We start from the raw sequence: 14,826 nt of genomic DNA, 5'->3' as shown, positions 1-14,826 counted from the left end.
GAGGATACTAGGAGCGCCGGAGGCTCACAGTGCTCGCAGGGGTCTCGAACCCGATGAGATTCAGTGTCGAATATGAGGAGAATGATGAAACGGCAGCTGCCCGACGTGAAGGAACTCGCCCCTCTTCTGCAGTTCGGTCTGCCCAGGCTCGACAGGGTGGGTGCGCGACTCGACTCCGCCGCCGATGTCTGGGACCTGCGTCGCATCGCGAAGCGGGTGACCCCCACGGCGCCCTTCGACTACGTCGACGGCGGCGCGCTCGATGAGCACACGCTGCGCAAGAACCGTCAGGTCTTCGCCGACGTCGAACTCCTCCCACGGATCCTGCACGGAGTCGACGCCCCGAACACATCGACGACGATCGCCGGTCAGCACACAGCACTGCCATTCGGCATCGCCCCGACAGGCTACACGCGGATGATGCATTCCGAAGGTGAGATCGGGGGAGTCCGCGCGGCGACAAAGGCAGGCATTCCCTTCTCGCTGTCAACGATGGGCACGCGATCGATCGAAGAGGTCGCCCAGGCGGCACCGGGATCCACCCGTTGGTTCCAGCTCTACCTGTGGAAGGACCGCGAGCGCAGCCTCGATCTGCTTCAGCGAGCCCAGGCCAGCGGGTACGAAACCCTGCTCGTCACCGTCGACACTCCGATCACGGGCCAGCGTCTGCGCGATAACCGCAATGGGCTCTCGATCCCACCGAAGCTGACCCTGAAGACGATCCTCGATGCCTCCTACCGGCCCGGCTGGTGGTTCAACTTCCTCACCACCGAGCCGCCGAAATATGCCTCCTTGTCAAACACCTCACAGTCCTTGGCCGAGATGACGCGGACCATGTTCGATCCGACACTTGACCTCGATGACCTCAGGTGGATCCGTCAGCAGTGGAAGGGCAGGCTCTTCGTCAAGGGAGTCCTCACCGCCGAAGATGCCGACAGGGCCCGGTCCATCGGCGCAGACGGCCTGGTCGTATCCAACCACGGCGGACGCCAACTCGATCGCGCACCTGACTCCCTGACTGCACTGGCGGGGGTGCGAGCGGCCGTCGGCGAGGACATGGAACTCATCCTCGACTCCGGAATCATGTCCGGCACCGACGTCGTGGCCGCTCTGTGTGCCGGAGCGGACTTCGTGCTCGTCGGCCGGGCCTACCTCTACGGATTGATGGCCGGCGGACAGCGCGGCGTGGAGAAGGCCATCGACCTGATCCGGGCAGAGATACTGACTGCCATGGGCCTGATGGGCGCCCGGAACATCTCCGACCTCGGACCGCAGCTGGCCAGGGGGCTGCCCGGTGTTCCCGGCCCGACCAAGGGAACCTCGGGAGAGCAGCTCACGCCTCGAGCAGGCGCTTGAGCAGACGGAACTGCTGACTGGCGGCGGCTTCGATGCTGTCGCCGGTTCGACTGTCGCGGCTGGTCTGCTGCAGGGTCCATTCGTCGAAGGCGCCCAGCATGCTCGCGGCCGCCACGGCCTGCAGGTCCGCCGGACATTCCGCATCGATGGCACCAGCCTCCCGCCCGATCTCCAGCACCGACGAAATCCACTTCTGGTAGCTGCTCTCAAGGCTGGTGACCCCGGGATCGGCACGATTTTCATGCACGATCCGCCACAGCAGTTCGAGTGCCCGAACCTGCGGCCAGACACGCAGGGCATCGTCGAACACGTGTGCGGCAGTCTTCCAGAAGTCTGAGGCGAAGCTGCTCGGGTCCGGCGGAGTCCATTCTCTCCTCGCCAATTCGCGAAGCTCATCGACGACCAGTGACAACAAGGATTCCTTGGAGTCGATGACGTGATAGAAGGAGCTTTTGCTCATCGAAGCTGCGGAGATGATGCTGTTGAGGGAGGCCTGTTCGAAGGGGCGGGAGGCGAATTCCTCGGCGGCAGCGAAGATCAGCGCCTGCCGCTTGGCTCTCGGCATACGTGCGAATGCAGAAGCTGACACGATCTCTTCCTCACAATCTCTGGACCAGGTGGTCCACTCAATGCTACCGTGATTGGACCACCTAGTCCACTCTGCGCATGCTGACCGCGAAGACATCGCGCAGACAGGGACCAGCTGCAGGGACCAGCTGCAGGAGATGACGACGCGAGGAGATGTCATGATCACGAACGTGCCCTTTGACGAGCAGTTTGAGGCCGCGAAGACAGAGGATCTGCGCATTCTCGTCGTGGGCGCTGGAATCGCCGGAGTCGCGGTCGCCCAACTGCTGCGCAGGCAGGGCAGACATCCCGTGCTCATCGAGCGTTCGCGAGATTCCGAGACGATGACCGATGACGATCATGCCGGATACATGCTCGCTCTCATGCCGATGGTCGACCCGGTCTTCGATGATCTCGGCGTCCGCGAGCAGTACCAAGAGAACAGCGTGGCCATCGACCGGTACGCATTCCACGCCCATACAGGCGAAACGCTGCGCGAGGACCGTCTGGGCAGTCTGCTGGCCCGCTATGGGCAATACAGAGGAATTGCCAGGGGAGAGCTCCTCGCCGTCCTCTCGACCGAGACCTGCCCCGTGGCCTTCGGCTCATCGCTGGTTTCCCTTGCCGCACTCGACCCTGCCGCTGACGCCGGCCCTCGACCGGCACGGGTGGAAGTGTCCACCGGGGTCCACAGCGAGGACCATTATCTGCACGGTGCGGAATTCGACCTCGTCATCATCGCCGACGGTCTGAACTCCCACAGCAGACGCCTCGTGCCAGGCGGTTCAGCCGAGAGCTCTGTCGACACGGCATGGGGCGGGTGGGTTGCCTGGGCACCGGCAGATGCTGACACCGACCAGGTCGACGAACTCTGGGGCGAGGGATTCTTCCTCGGCGCCTACCCGGTCAAAGACAGGATCGGAATCTTCCTCGGCGCTCCAGATTCGCGGGAACCACTCGGCGCCAGACGCTTCGTTACCGAGGTTCGCAGCCAGCTCACCACCGTGAGTCCCCGGATCGACGCAGCACTGACCGCCGTCGCTGAGGCCGAGGATCCGTATTTCTGGGCACTGCGAGACTTCCGCAGCCGCCAGTGGGTCACAGGAAATACGGTCCTCCTCGGAGATGCCGCGGCAGGTTTCCTCCCCACAGCCGGAATCGGCGCCGGAATGTCGATGGAGTCTGCCCGGATGCTCGCAGCATCCCTCGAAGCCACCTCACCGGAGCGGCTGCCCGAGGCACTGACTCGCTTCGAGGCCGCCCAGCGGCCCAGGGCCGAACAGGCGCAGTCAACCTCTCGTGAACTGGCACGATTCATGTTCTACCTGCCGCGGGCCGTCGCCGGTCTGCGAGACCTGATCTTTAAGCTGGTAAGCGTCAAGACTGCATTGGCACCGATCATCGACCTCCTCAAACACCCGGCCAGACCGGACGAAGTGCGCAGCACCGACATCTGAATGTGGTAAGAATGGCCGGGGCCCGAACAGGACACCGGTCGCACGACAGTCAAGGGACACGATGAACGAAACAGCCGCCTCGGTGAGGGAGAACCGCGAACTCAAACGGGGGCTGAAGTCGCGTCACCTGCAGATGATCGCCATCGGCGGCGCCATCGGCACCGGCCTCTTCCTCGGCTCCGGCGGCACGATTTCCCAGGCCGGACCCGGCGGTGCACTCCTGGCCTATGCTGCGATCGGCATCATGGTCCTCTTCGTCATGCAGTCCCTGGGGGAGATGTCGACCCATCTGCCCGTGGCCGGCTCCTTCCACACCTACGGGTCGAAGTACGTCAGCCCCTCCTTCGGGTTCGCCATGGGCTGGAACTACTGGTTCAACTGGGCCATCACTCTCGCGGCCGAACTCGTCGCAGCCGGGGTCATCATGTCCTTCTGGCTGCCCGATGTGCCCTCCTGGGTCTGGGCGGCGATCTTCCTCGCCCTGCTCACCGGACTCAACTTCCTCTCTGCCAAGGCCTTCGGCGAGGGCGAATTCTGGTTCGCCGCCATCAAGGTCACCGCGGTGCTGGCGTTCCTCGTTCTCGGTGTGCTCATGATCGCCGGCATCATCGGCGGTGACTCACCGGGCGTGAGCAACTGGACACGAGGCGAAGCGCCATTTGTCGGCGGCTGGGTCTCGATCATCAGCGTATTCATGATCGCCGGCTTCTCCTTCCAGGGCACGGAGCTCGTCGGTGTCACAGCGGGGGAGTCGGCCAATCCGCGCCGCGATATGCCACGAGCCATCCGCACCGTGTTCTGGCGCATCATGCTCTTCTACATCGGGGCGATCGTCATCATCGGCTTCCTCCTGCCCTATTCGGACCCCTCGCTGCTGGCCTCGGCGAACAATGAGGACGTCACCGCCTCACCCTTCACTCTCGTCTTCGAACGCGCCGGCATCGCCGTGGCCGCGTCGGTGATGAACGCCGTCATCCTCACCGCGATCCTCTCGGCCGGAAACTCAGGACTGTACGCCTCGACGCGCATGCTCTATGCGATGGCCAGGGAAGGGACCGCGCCGAGGCTGTTCGCCCGACTCAACGAACGCGGAGTCCCCGTCATGGCACTGCTGGCCACTGCGGTCATCGGCCTGTTCGGCTTCCTCTCCGAGGTGATGGGTGATGGTGGGGCCTATACCTGGCTGATCAACGTCTCCGGCCTGTCCGGGTTCATCGTCTGGGTCGGCATCGCCTGGTGCCACTTCAGATTCCGCCGCGCCTACATCAAGCAGGGTCGAGATCTCGCCGACCTGCCGTACCGGGCGCCGATGTTCCCCATCGGTCCGATCATCGCCCTGGGCATGCTCGTCATCGTCATCATCGGACAGAACATCGAGGCCGTCGCCCACGGACGCGTCCTCGAAGTCGCCTCGGCCTACATCGGGCTGCCCGCGTTCTTGCTGCTCTGGCTCATCCACCGACTGGTCACCGGACGTCGCTCACGCACGGTGGGTCTGGAGGAGATGGACGTCGACGGGCTGACGATCACACCGCGAACTGGGCCAGCATGACCCTGCGCGGATCGAAATGATCCCGTAGGGAACGCAACCGTGTCAGATCGTCGGGCTCGAACGCTGACGTGATCTCTTCGGCGGTCAAGGACCGAAAGGTGAAATTGAGCGAGCGGCCAAGGGGCGCGTCGCCGGTCTCGGGTGCACCCAGCTCGCCGGCAATGGTGAGGTGATGGGCCAGTGGAGTCTCCTCGACCTCGTTCAAGGGCGACAAGACAGAAAACAGCCATGTGGCATCGCGATGTCCGAGGGCGTTTGCAATCTCGGGTGCTTTGGCCATGGCGCCACCAAGCAGACGCAGACCGATGACGGTGAAGCAGGGAACGCGGTCCGGGGAACTCGCTGCAATGAGGTTCGCTGTCGTCTGCTCGCCGAGCTCGGGTAGGAAGAATGCGTCACTGGCGTATGAATGGGGCTCATCAGGTTCGGCAAATATCTCGCCGGTCCTCGCAAAGGGCACGACATCAATGCTCGAGGCGAATTCTGCCCCGGCGGCCACCAGCGCCCTCTCCAGGAGTGCCACCTGCGCTCGACCGAGTTCAGTCTCGCCCGACCATGCGATCTGAATTCGCAATTGATGGATTCCGCGCAGGAGGGCAGGCAGGTCAGCGGCAGTGGTCGGAGCCGAGCAGATGGCAGCGGCAGTCATCATGTCCCGGCCTTGCCCCATCGCCCATTCCCGCCACACCTGGCCGGCTTGGGGAGATGCTCGCAGGTCGATCTCGATCGAGCCACCGAGCACCTCTCCAATGGGGAAGACCCTCATCGTCAAAGAGGTCACGATGCCGAAATTCGAACCTGCCCCGCGCAGTGCCCAGAACAACTCCGGGTTCTCCTGGGCGGATGTCATCCTGATCTCGCCATCCGGGGTGACGATTTCGGCGCTGAGAACATTGTCGGCAGCGAACCCGTACTTTCGTGACAGAAGGCCAACGCCGCCGCTCAAGCTGTACCCGGCAATGCCGACCCCGGGGAAGCTTCCCGACAACGGGGCCAACCCATGGGGCGCGGCGGCTGCCATCACCTCCGCGAATCTGGCTCCGGCTCCGGCGGTCACTGTGCGTGCCGAGGGGTCGATGGCGACATCATTCATTCTCGAGGTGTCGATGAGTGTCCCCGAACGCATCCCCGAAGTTCGGCCGTGTCCGGTCGACTGCACGGCGATACGCGGTGCACGGGAGCGCAGCTCTGAGCGTACGGCAGCAGCCACTTCGGTGGCGGTCAGGGGGCTGACGATGTGGTCGGGGGAGTGCGGATGGTCAAGTTGGAATCCTGTGATCGAGTTCATGCCTTCACAGTAGAATTCATTGTGGTACGAATGTGACCACAATATAATTCAGCTGTGACCAGTCGAACTCCGAGCAGCGAAATGCCAGGCAGGCTGCTGCGCCTACTCTCGCTCCTCCAGTCGCGAGGGTGGTGGCAGGCCGGGGAACTGAGCGAACGCTTGGGTGTGCAGCCTCGTACTCTGCGCAGAGACATCGAGAGGTTGAAGTCTCTCGACTATCCGGTTCGCAGTCGGACTGGCCGTGATGGGGGATACAACCTGGGGGAGTCGTCGAATCTGCCACCCCTGCAATTCGATGACGAGGAAGCCGTGGCGATTGCAGTGAGTCTGTCGACGGCCAGTCGTCAGGTGCGCGGTCAATCCGTTTCGGACGGTGTGCGGGTGGCGACTGACAGTGCGAGGATCAAGCTCGAACGAATGCTGCCCGCGCGCCTCCGCCATCGATATCATCGACTCGTCCAATCGATTGAGGCCGGACCTGGCCCCGACGTCGAGGGCGCAACCATGCTTCCGGATACCGATGTGCTGCTCGAACTCTCTGATGCGTGCGCTGATCACCAGGCGTTGTCATTCATTCACGTCAAGCGCGACGGCGCCCGCACCCTGCGGCACGTGAGACCGCACAAACTCGTCACGATGTCAGGGTATTGGTATCTGGTCGCCTTCGACTCCGATCGCCGAGATTGGCGTTCGTTCCGAGTCGAACGCATCAGTTCGGTCAAGTACAGACATGAACGTTTTGAGCCTCAAGTGCTCGACGCCTTCTCCTTTGTGGCCCGGTCCTTCGCCGAGGCGCACTATCGATTCAACGCCACCGTGACTTTCGAGATCTCGGCCCTGCAGCTGCGGTCGAAATACCACGGCACCATCTTCGGTGTCGTGAAGGAACTGACATGCCAACGCTGCGAGGTGAGTCTCAGCGCCGATTCGCTCGATCTCATCGTCGAGTACCTGTGTGCATTGCTGAGCGTTGATGCTGATTTCGACATCGCCGCCGACCACGAAGTGCTCAATCGGCTCCAAACCATTCGTGCGCGACTGGGAACTGTGGGTTAAGCTAGGCTCGCCTAACTACCTAAGAAGGAACTCATGCGCCGAATTCTCGCTCCACTGATTGCCTCTGTTCTTGTGCTCGCCGGCTGCGGCGGTGGGGGAGACCCTGGTGACACGGCCTCCGGCATCAGCGTCGACACGAAATTCGGCGCAGTCGAAGTGCCCAAGGACCCGCAGAAGGTCGTGGCGCTGGGATGGGGAGATGCGGAAACCGCGTTGGCACTCGGTGTGCAGCCGGTCGGAGCCTCCGACTGGGTGGAGTTCGGCGGCAAGGGCGTCGGCCCCTGGGCCGAGGACCTCTACGACCAGGCCCCGGAGATCATCGAGACGATGGAGCCCGATTTCGAGAAGATCGCAGCTCTCGAACCTGACCTCATCCTCGATACTAAGAGCTCCGGTGAGCAGGAGCGCTATGACCGACTCTCAGAGATCGCCCCAACTGTGGGAGCGCCTGAAGGCGGAGACAACTACCTGACGACTATGGACCAGCAGGTCGACCTCGTCTCCCAGGCCCTGGGTAAGGAAGACGAAGGCAAGAAGTTGCTCAAGGATCTCGACAAGAAGTATGAGGCCGCTCGTGAGGCCCATCCGGAGTTCGACGGGAAGTCCGTGAGCGTGGCCGCGAAGACCTCGGAAGGCTGGGGGGCCTACGTCGAAGGGTCGGAGCGAGTCCAGTTCATGGAACAGCTCGGATTCAAGCAGTCCGAGAAGGTCGCAGCCCTCAAGCCCTCGGGCTTCACCGCCACCGTGTCCGAAGAGAAACTCGATGATCTCGACGCGGACCTGGTCGTGGCCTTCCCGATCTACATCCCCGACGCCGAAGTCACCGAGGACGCTGCCTTCAAGCGCATCCCAGCTGTCGAGGACGGGCACAGCCTGGTGCTGACCGAGGACCTCAACGACGTGAGGCAGGCATTCTCACTCAACTCAGTGCTCTCCGCGTCGTTTGCCGCGGAGAAGATGCCCGAGCTCGTCGCGGATGCTCTGAAGTAGCGGCCGCACTCAAGCAGCTCTCGCACTCACAAGGCCGTCACGCTTCCTCACACTGCGGCACGCCACGCATCAAGACCGATATCGATGATGCGGGCGTGCCGCACGTCTGCCAGAGAGTCGATGGCCAACCATTCGGCACGGTCCGTGGTGCCGTCGACCTCGAGAGTCCCCAGCATGCCTCCGGTGATATGAGCCTCATAGACGACGCGGACTCCCTTGAACGGACGCGAGACCGATCTGCGGCGTGCGGAATTGCTGCGATTCTCAGTGAAGGTGTGTGTCGTTAGCGGCCGGACCAGCTCGGCGTCGAAGCCCGTCTCCTCTTTGATCTCCCGGATCGTGCCTGCCTCGATGCTCTCGTGGAACTCGATTCCACCGCCGGGCAGAGTCCACAGAGCATGGGCCGGTTCGTTGCCGCCGTTGAACCAGCTGAGAAGGATTTCCCGGTCCTGGTTGACGATCACCGCGTACCCGGCCAGTCGTGTGTCGTAATCGGAGAAGTGCATGGACTCAGCCTACCTGTGAGCATCTCTTCCCATGCCGCAGTCCGGTGAATAGGCTGATCAGATGGCCGAAGCAGCGAAATACCCGAACGAGCACATCATCGCCACCCGCACGATCGACGCCCCTGCCCATACGATCTTCACCGTATTGGCTGATCCGGCTCGGCACCGGGACACCGAACCCACGGACTGGGTGCAAGGCGCCATTGATCCGACGCCGATCACGGCCACCGGACAGATCTTCTCCATGAATATGCGCTTCGATGAGGCCAGCGGTGACTACCGGATCGACATCACCGTGACCACGTTCGAACCCGATCACGCGATCGCATGGGATCCCGGACAAGCCGATGAGAGCGGTCATGTGGCCCCCGGTGGTTGGCGCTGGCGCTATGCCCTCGACGAGAAGGACACCGGCACCGAGGTGAAGCTGACCTATGACTGGTCACGCACAACACAGGAGATCCGAGACGCATTCGGCGGCTTCCCCGTCGTCAGCCCCGACTATCTCGACCAATCGCTGCAGGCCCTGGAGCAGACGGCCACCGACAGCACATGACCTGGTGAGACGTGCCGGGTAGGCTGGAAGCGTGACTGATATCGCCAGCAGACTCGTCGGCAGCGCCGGAGAGCGCATCGTGTTCCTCCACGGACTCTTCGGCCGCGGCAAGAACTTCACCTCCATCGCCAAAGCCCTCGAGCCCGACTACTCGAGCCTCCTCGTCGACCTGCCCAACCACGGTGATTCGGACTGGACCGAGGATTTCAGCTACGTGGGCATGGCCGACTCCGTGGCCGCGATGATCGCCGAGGTGACCGATCCCGAAGATCTGCCCGTGCACCTGGTCGGTCATTCCCTGGGCGGCAAGGTCGCCATGATCCTGGCCCTGCGCCATCCGGAACTCATCGACCACCTCGTCGTCGTCGACATCGCCCCCACTGCAGGCGGGTCCCTCGGCGTCTTCGAACATCTGCTCTCGAGCCTCGCCGAACTCGATCTCAATGAGATCGAGTCGCGCACCGCTGCGGATGAAGCTCTGCAGGACAAGATCCCAGAGGACACGATCAGGGGGTTCCTGCTGCAGAACCTGCGGACCACCTCGGCGGGGTACGCCTGGCAACCCAACCTCACCCTGCTTCATGAGAGCCTGCCCGCGATCGGAGACTTCCCCGAGACGGGGGAGGCGACCTTCGACGGCCCGGTGCTCTGGATCGCCGGTGAGACATCGGACTACGTCTCCCGTGAGGAACTGCCTCTCATGCGCTCCCTCTTCCCCCGCGCAACCCTGCTCACCGTCAAGGGATCAGGCCACTGGGTCCACTCCGAGAAGCCGAAGACGTTCATCTCCTCCCTGCAGGCATTCCTCGCGCGCACGTGACGCCGCGAACTCACCTGGGGTGCCCCGATCTCACCTGTGAGACCCCGAAATCGGGACAGTCTTGGTGAGGAATATGCTGGTGGGCAGTGGCGTTGAGCCACACAGAGATCCATTGAGCCACACCATCACAATCTTCACGAGGAGGAACGAGTGAGCACAGCGATCCCGGCCGATACCACGGCCAAATTCGCCGACTACGCAGACGGATCACGACTGGTCAGCACCGAATGGGTGGCCGAGCACGCCGGTGAACCCGGACTGGTCATCGTCGAAAGCGACGAGGACGTCCTCCTCTATGAGACCGGGCACATCCCCGGCGCGGTGAAGGTCGACTGGCACACCGAACTCAACGACACCGTGACGCGTGACTACGTCGACGGTGAGGGCTTCGCCGCCCTCATGTCCGCGAAGGGCATCTCGCGTGAGGACACGATCGTCTTCTACGGCGACAAATCCAACTGGTGGGCCGCCTACGCGCTGTGGGTCTTCTCGCTGTTCGGACACGAAGACGTCCGCCTCATGGACGGCGGCCGCTCCAAGTGGCAGGCCGAGGAACGCGAACTGTCCACGGAGAAGCCACGCCGGGAACCGACCGAATACCCGGTCATCGACCGTGACGACTCAACCCTGCGTGCGTTCCTGCCCGAGGTCAGAGACAGCCTGGGCAAGCGTCCCCTCATCGATGTGCGCAGCCCCGAGGAATACAGCGGAGAGCGCACCCACATGCCCGCCTACCCCGAAGAGGGCGCACTGCGCGGAGGACACATCCCCACTGCCGCATCGGTGCCATGGGCGAAGGCCGCAAACGAAGACGGCACCTTCAAATCAGCCGAGGAGCTCAAGGCCATCTACACCGACGAGGCCGGGCTCGGCACCGCCGATGAAGTCATCGCCTACTGCCGCATCGGCGAGCGCTCCAGCCACACCTGGTTCGTGCTTCAGCACCTTTTGGGCTACACCAACGTCCGCAACTACGACGGTTCCTGGACCGAGTGGGGCAATGTCGTCGGCGTTCCCATCGTCACCGGATCAGAGGCCGGCGAGGTGCCCAGCCGCTGATGACTGCCGACACAGACACTCCAGTCACTTCGGATCTGCCGCAGAGCCTGGCCGACGTCGTCACCGACTTCGCCGAGACGGATTCCAGCGACCGACTCCAGCTGCTGCTCGAACTCGCCTCGGATCTGCCCGAGCTGCCACCGCGCTACAGCGATCACCCGGAGCTGCTGGAGCAGGTGCCCGAATGCCAGTCACCGATCTTCCTCGTCACCGAGGTTGAGGATCCCGAGCAGGGGGATGAGGCGATTGTCAGGCTGCACTTCTCTGCCCCTCCCGAGGCGCCGACAACTCGTGGATTCGCCGGCATCCTCTATGAAGGGCTGAACGGCCAGACCGCCGAGGTGGTTCTGTCCATCCCAGCTGACCTGCCCCTGCGTCTGTCGATGACCGAGCTCGTCAGCCCGCTGCGACTGCGGGGGATGAGTGGAATGCTGTCGAGGATCCAGCGGCAGACCTCCGAGAGGATCGGCAAGATCACAGAGTGATGATCGGGAAATCGTTTGGACGAGCCGACGTTTTCGACTAGATTGTGGTTAGCCTGCCCTTAATTAGTCGATGCTAAGGAACCCTCCGATGACCGGTCTCGCCACCACCACCTCGGCGAAGCCCTCTTCGGTCACCGGGCAGAAGACGACACGGGCGCTGAAGATCAAACGAGCGGTCGGCCTCGTCGTCGCGGTCCTGACATTGGTGCTCGTCGTGCTGATGTCCCTGGCCATCGGCACCCGGGATATGCCGGTCTCGGAGGTTCTCGGGGCGTTCTTCGACCCTAGTGGCAGCGACGATCAGCTGGTCGTGTTGGAGCTGCGCCTGCCCCGGACGGTACTTGGCATCCTCGTCGGGATGGGCCTGGGGCTGGCAGGCGGCCTCATCCAGGCCCTGACCCGCAACCCCCTGGCCGATCCGGGCATCCTCGGCGTCAACGCCGGAGCCTCCTTCGCAGTGGCGATCGGCATCGGATTCTTCGGGATCACCTCGATCAACGGCTATATCTGGTTCGCTTTCCTCGGCGCCCTCGTGGCCACGACAGGCGTGTACATCATCGGTTCCTCCGGGCGGAATCACAGCGTCGATCCGATCCGCCTGACCTTGGCCGGAGTCGCGGTCGCCGCGGTGCTGACCGGACTGACCAAGGGAATCCTCCTCACAAACGAACGAGCATTCGACGCCTTCCGCGCATGGGACGTCGGAGCCATCGCCGGTCGCGGATTCGACACCATCTACGCAGTCGCTCCGTTTATCATCGGCGGCGTCGTCCTCGCCCTGTTCTTGGCGCACTCGCTCAACGCGGTCGCCCTCGGCGACGATCTGGCCGCCAGCCTCGGCACCTCGGTGAACCGCACCCGCATCCTCACCATTCTTGCGGTCACCCTCCTGGCCGGCGGCGCCACCGCAGCCGCCGGGCCAATCGGGTTCATCGGACTGATGATTCCCCATATCGCCCGCTGGATCGTCGGTCCTGATCAGAGATGGATCTTAAGCTACTCAGTCATCCTCTCGCCGATTCTGCTGCTGGTCTCCGATGTGCTCGGACGTGTGGTGATGAAGCCGGGCGAACTACAGGTCGGTGTCGTCACCGCCTTCGTCGGTGCACCGGTGCTCATCGCACTCGTGCGCAGAAAGAAGGCGAGCGGACTGTGAAATCCTCGAACTCACCGATCGGTGACACCACCGAATTCGTTCCCGGCCAGCGTGTCCTGCCGGGGGAGCGGGTCGACTTCGGTCGTCCCATGCTGCGGGCCTTGGGTTTGCGCATCGATCTGCGAGTCGTCGTCACAGCGGGCATCGTCACACTTCTGGCACTGGGCTGCGGGTTCGTGGGTCTGCTGCTCGGAGAGTTCTCGCTGACTCCCGCTGAAGTCTTCCAAGGACTGTTCGGCCAGGCTGACAGACGCATCGTCAACACCGTCGTCGGCGAATGGCGGGCACCGCGCATCATCGCCGGAATCGTCCTCGGAGCCGGCCTGGGTGTCTCCGGCGCGGTCTTCCAGTCTCTGACCCGCAACCCTTTGGGCAGCCCTGACATCATCGGCTTCTCCACGGGTGCCTACACCGGCGGCATCGTCACTATCATCGTCTTCGGCTCCAGCTTCATCTCCACCGCGTTCGGTGCGATCATCGGCGGCCTCCTCACCGCCATCGTGGTCTACCTTCTGACGTGGAAGGGTGGAGTCCAGGGCTTCCGGCTCATCATCGTCGGCATCGCCCTGACCGCGATGCTCAATGCCTTCAACACCTGGCTGATCATGCGCGCCGACCTCGACCTCGCCATGGCCGCAGCGACCTGGGGTGCCGGATCTCTCAACGGAATGGGCTGGTCGACCCTGCTGCCGGCAGCCATCGGCACAATCCTGTTGGGGCTGGGCTGCGGACTCTTCTCTCGCGGCCTGGGAACCCTGGAACTCGGCGATGACACCGCCAAAGCACTGGGTGTGCGCAACGAACCCGTGAGAGCTGGCCTCATCCTCGTGGCCGTGGCCCTGGTCGCCGTGGTCACGGCTGCTGCCGGACCGATCGCCTTCGTCGCACTGGCCGCCCCACAGATCGGGCGCAGGATCGCGAAGGCTCAGGGCACCAGCCTGCTTTCGGCTGCGGCAGTCGGAGCCCTACTGCTCGTCGCCGCCGATCTCATCGCCCAACACGCCTTGGGCGAGACTCAACTTCCCGTCGGAGTCGTCACCGTGTGCATCGGCGGCATCTACCTGATCTGGCTCCTCATCCAAGAAGCTCGGAAGGCACAATGAGCATTCCACCAGTCACGAACATCGGCACGGACACTGCTGCGGGCACGTCACCACTCGCCGCCCACGATCTCGATCTGGCATACGACCACCGGCAGGTCATCACCGACCTCGACGTGGAGATCGCGCCGGGCAAGTTCACCGTCATCGTCGGTCCCAACGCCTGCGGAAAGTCGACGCTGCTGCGTGCCCTGGCTCGACTGATGACTCCCGCGAAGGGCTCGGTGCTCCTCGACGGTGGCAATATTGCGAAGTTGAAGACGAAGCAGATCGCGAAACGGTTGGGTCTGCTGCCGCAGACGTCGATCGCCCCCGACGGCATCACGGTGGGGGAGCTCGTGGCGCGCGGACGTCACCCGCACCAGTCGTTCCTCAAACAGTGGACGGACCAGGACGAAACCGCCGTGCTCTCGGCACTGCGTGCGACCAACACCGAGGAACTCTCATCCCGGCAGGTTGATGAGCTCTCCGGCGGTCAACGGCAGCGGGTCTGGGTGGCCATGGTCCTGGCGCAGGAGACGCCGCTGATGCTGCTCGATGAGCCCACGACATTCCTCGACCTTGCCTTCCAGATCGAACTCCTCGACCTGTTCGCACAGTTGAACCACGAACACGGCCACACTCTTGTCGCCGTCCTCCACGACCTCAACCAAGCCTGCCGGTACGCCGATGAGATCATCGCGATGAAGAACGGTGGGATCGTCGCCCAGGGCGCGCCGGCCCAGATCATCACGACCGAGCTTGTCCAGCAGGTCTTCGGCATCGACTGCTCGGTCATCGACGACCCCGTCACAGGAGCACCCATGATCGTTCCCGGCAAGCCGAAGAAGACCTTCGCAGATCGCTGACCCGGACCTGCAGCTGGAAGCCGGCCGATA

General features: G+C 63.4%; 15 protein-coding genes. 12 read left to right on the top strand and 3 right to left on the bottom strand.

What is annotated here, in order from left to right; all coding sequences use genetic code 11:
• The first annotated feature begins 84 nt into the window (after window positions 1-84).
• A complete protein-coding gene (locus tag BLT92_RS00950) occupies window positions 85-1,356 on the top strand; it encodes an alpha-hydroxy acid oxidase (protein WP_092102025.1) in 1,272 nt (423 codons plus the stop codon).
• On the opposite strand, the gene BLT92_RS00945 is transcribed toward BLT92_RS00950, so the two are convergent.
• A complete protein-coding gene (locus BLT92_RS00945; protein WP_157691292.1) occupies window positions 1,334-1,945 on the bottom strand; it encodes a TetR/AcrR family transcriptional regulator in 612 nt (203 codons plus the stop codon). The genes BLT92_RS00950 and BLT92_RS00945 overlap by 23 nt on opposite strands.
• Window positions 1,946-2,102: 157 nt before the next feature.
• On the opposite strand from BLT92_RS00945, the gene BLT92_RS00940 reads away from it, so the two are divergent.
• Both BLT92_RS00940 and BLT92_RS00935 read left to right on the top strand, forming a co-directional pair.
• On the top strand, window positions 2,103-3,380 hold the full coding sequence (locus BLT92_RS00940; RefSeq protein ID WP_157691291.1) for an FAD-dependent oxidoreductase: 1,278 nt from the start codon (window positions 2,103-2,105) through the stop codon (window positions 3,378-3,380).
• 61 nt (window positions 3,381-3,441) lie between these two features.
• Window positions 3,442-4,932, top strand: a complete 1,491-nt coding sequence (locus BLT92_RS00935) for an amino acid permease (RefSeq protein WP_092102020.1) — start codon at window positions 3,442-3,444, stop codon at window positions 4,930-4,932.
• On the opposite strand, the gene BLT92_RS00930 is transcribed toward BLT92_RS00935, so the two are convergent.
• Window positions 4,907-6,220, bottom strand: a complete 1,314-nt coding sequence (locus BLT92_RS00930) for an FAD-binding oxidoreductase (protein WP_092102017.1) — start codon at window positions 6,218-6,220, stop codon at window positions 4,907-4,909. The genes BLT92_RS00935 and BLT92_RS00930 overlap by 26 nt on opposite strands.
• Before the next feature lie 54 nt (window positions 6,221-6,274).
• Here BLT92_RS00930 and BLT92_RS00925 point away from each other — a divergent pair, with 54 nt between their 5' ends.
• Together BLT92_RS00925 and BLT92_RS00920 are read left to right on the top strand one after the other, a co-directional pair.
• Window positions 6,275-7,276 (top strand): helix-turn-helix transcriptional regulator, encoded by a 1,002-nt coding sequence (locus BLT92_RS00925; RefSeq protein WP_157691290.1) that lies wholly within the window; start codon window positions 6,275-6,277, stop codon window positions 7,274-7,276.
• Window positions 7,277-7,309: 33 nt separating this feature from the next.
• A complete protein-coding gene (locus BLT92_RS00920) occupies window positions 7,310-8,266 on the top strand; it encodes an iron-siderophore ABC transporter substrate-binding protein (RefSeq protein ID WP_092102011.1) in 957 nt (318 codons plus the stop codon).
• Between the two features lie 47 nt (window positions 8,267-8,313).
• Here the strand turns inward: BLT92_RS00920 and BLT92_RS00915 are convergent, their stop codons facing one another.
• On the bottom strand, window positions 8,314-8,772 hold the full coding sequence (locus BLT92_RS00915) for an NUDIX hydrolase (protein ID WP_092102007.1): 459 nt from the start codon (window positions 8,770-8,772) through the stop codon (window positions 8,314-8,316).
• A 61-nt stretch (window positions 8,773-8,833) separates the two neighbouring features.
• Between BLT92_RS00915 and BLT92_RS00910 the strand changes: the two genes are divergently transcribed.
• From BLT92_RS00910 to BLT92_RS00880, 7 genes are all read left to right on the top strand, one after another.
• A complete protein-coding gene (locus tag BLT92_RS00910) occupies window positions 8,834-9,328 on the top strand; it encodes an SRPBCC domain-containing protein (RefSeq protein ID WP_092102004.1) in 495 nt (164 codons plus the stop codon).
• Window positions 9,329-9,359: 31 nt separating this feature from the next.
• Entirely contained in the window at window positions 9,360-10,148 is a 789-nt protein-coding gene (locus tag BLT92_RS00905) for an alpha/beta fold hydrolase (RefSeq protein WP_092102001.1), read from the top strand.
• Window positions 10,149-10,298: 150 nt separating this feature from the next.
• Entirely contained in the window at window positions 10,299-11,207 is a 909-nt protein-coding gene (locus BLT92_RS00900; protein ID WP_172802532.1) for a sulfurtransferase, read from the top strand.
• On the top strand, window positions 11,207-11,692 hold the full coding sequence (locus BLT92_RS00895) for a SufE family protein (protein ID WP_092101998.1): 486 nt from the start codon (window positions 11,207-11,209) through the stop codon (window positions 11,690-11,692). The genes BLT92_RS00900 and BLT92_RS00895 overlap by 1 nt, the downstream gene beginning before the upstream one ends.
• Before the next feature lie 88 nt (window positions 11,693-11,780).
• The gene (locus BLT92_RS00890) at window positions 11,781-12,848 is read left to right on the top strand and encodes an iron chelate uptake ABC transporter family permease subunit (protein ID WP_092101994.1); all 1,068 of its coding nucleotides are present in this window, start codon (window positions 11,781-11,783) and stop codon (window positions 12,846-12,848) included.
• Window positions 12,845-13,951 carry a FecCD family ABC transporter permease gene (locus tag BLT92_RS00885; RefSeq protein ID WP_092101990.1) on the top strand — a complete coding sequence of 369 codons (1,107 nt, stop codon included), beginning with the start codon at window positions 12,845-12,847 and terminating at the stop codon, window positions 13,949-13,951. Before BLT92_RS00890 ends, BLT92_RS00885 begins: the two co-directional genes overlap by 4 nt.
• Window positions 13,948-14,796: an ABC transporter ATP-binding protein gene (locus BLT92_RS00880; protein WP_231938959.1), complete on the top strand. Its 849-nt coding sequence runs from the start codon at window positions 13,948-13,950 to the stop codon at window positions 14,794-14,796. Before BLT92_RS00885 ends, BLT92_RS00880 begins: the two co-directional genes overlap by 4 nt.
• Window positions 14,797-14,826: the final 30 nt, after the last annotated feature.

It is taken from the genome of Brevibacterium picturae, assembly GCF_900105045.1.
Lineage (GTDB): Bacteria > Actinomycetota > Actinomycetes > Actinomycetales > Brevibacteriaceae > Brevibacterium > Brevibacterium picturae.
Note: the sequence above shows the minus strand (reverse complement) of the source record. Positions and strands in the feature narration are given on the sequence as shown.